Origin of the sequence: Endozoicomonas sp. SESOKO2, from assembly GCF_024606245.1 — a bacterium.
Lineage (GTDB): Bacteria > Pseudomonadota > Gammaproteobacteria > Pseudomonadales > Endozoicomonadaceae > Endozoicomonas_A.
Map to the genome: position 1 here is coordinate 1 of NZ_JAHHPQ010000203.1, position 1471 is coordinate 1471.

The 1471-nt window shown below is 47.7% G+C and carries 2 protein-coding genes; one reads left to right on the forward strand and one right to left on the reverse strand.

Annotated elements, in window-relative coordinates:
• Window positions 1–1291: hypothetical protein (locus tag KDK17_RS04825; RefSeq protein ID WP_257287477.1), on the forward strand; the 1291-nt coding region annotated here is incomplete at its 5' end.
• On the opposite strand, the gene KDK17_RS04830 is transcribed toward KDK17_RS04825, so the two are convergent.
• Window positions 1209–1471: hypothetical protein (locus tag KDK17_RS04830; RefSeq protein WP_257287478.1), on the reverse strand; the 263-nt coding region annotated here is incomplete at its 5' end. The two genes, KDK17_RS04825 and KDK17_RS04830, sit on opposite strands and share 83 nt — an antisense overlap.

The following is a 1471-nucleotide window of genomic DNA, read 5'->3' on the forward strand; positions in this document are numbered from 1 at the left end:
TGATTATTTATCTCTGAACGGTTTACGCGCACTGCCCTCGCTGGCATCCAACGCCTTGATGTACTGGATGGCAAGTAAAACAACCGCCTCCGTGCTCAGTCGCTGGACAGCAAACCCTGTCACGCTGCACACGGCTCAAGTCTTCTCCATGGCCATTTTGCCCAGTGTCAAAAGTGCCCTGTACAGCTGGTATACCGGTACTCGTTTAGGACCAGAGCAAATTCAGGTGGACCCACCCCACATCCGCAAACGATTTTACCTGGAGCTGATTTACCAGCAGGAAGGTCATCAGCAGATTTTGCGAATAACGCCATTCCCGCTGAGCCCATCCATCAGTCCCTGGCTGGCTGAGAAGCCACTACCCAACGGCTATTCCCCCTGGCTGGAGCTTTATGAGGCCAGTTCCCAACACGGTGTCGTTCATATTGATCTCTCATGGGTTTCACCCGAGGCGCCAGAAGCCGTTCGCATTGACATTCATTATTCAGAAAAAGCCACAGAATCAACGTTAGTCGCACTGACCCACAGCGAAGCTTCAGAAACTCTGCCGGTGAGTATTGAGTCGTTGTTGCATAATGAAGCGAAAGATGAGTTGAAAGCTTTTGCTAGGGGGCATTCTATTGCCAGCCTGTTAACCGATGCAGTCATTAAAAACACAGTAGCCCTGATCCAAAATCCCGATTTGGCATCAACCCGTTTCCCTGTGTCAAGGGTTGCTGGCCAGCTTGAATTTGATGCGGATGGTCATAGTGGTCAGTTGTCTCTTTGTGGTGAGCAACAACCCGATTGCGACAGCCACCTGCAATTGACCTATAAGCTGTTTCCATACCCGCATTTTGGCATGACCTTGCAGGGGCAGGATCACATTGAATCCAGCGTTGACGCAACCATTAAACAACTGGCGAATGCCAACCGCGCCGAGTTGATTCTGCAACTGTTGGAAAAGGCGGTTCTGCACTTTTTTATGGCCTCTGTTCAGCCAAACAATCAAGAGGCAAAGAATACTGACAATGATTATTTTCAGCCGTCCCTGCAACATAATGAAGGAAACCTTGAAACGGCCATAGCGCCCTCACACGGTAAACTTGTGGCACCGTTGCAGCTACTTGTTAAAACGTTGACGCCAGAGGGGAGTATCTGGAATTCAGAAAAGCATCGCACCGTTCTACCGATTCTATGGGGACTGCACCCCAGTGTATTTAAAAATTTTATGGTAGAGCCGGAACCTCTGACAATTGACACAAGCCATCTGCTAATTGTGAAAGGCAGTACTCTTTATTTTTATTTTTAATAGGCTCCGGAAGGTCTCTAAGCTCTATCATTCCTGAACGAATAAGTTCTTCGTATAATTCATCATTTTCACTTTTAAAACTGGCTGGGAGTGCTTTCAGGGATTTTATTTTCGCCGTAATATCCAGATAACCATAAATAAAAGCTGCCAGCTCGGGTGGTGTACCGAAAGGAATACCAT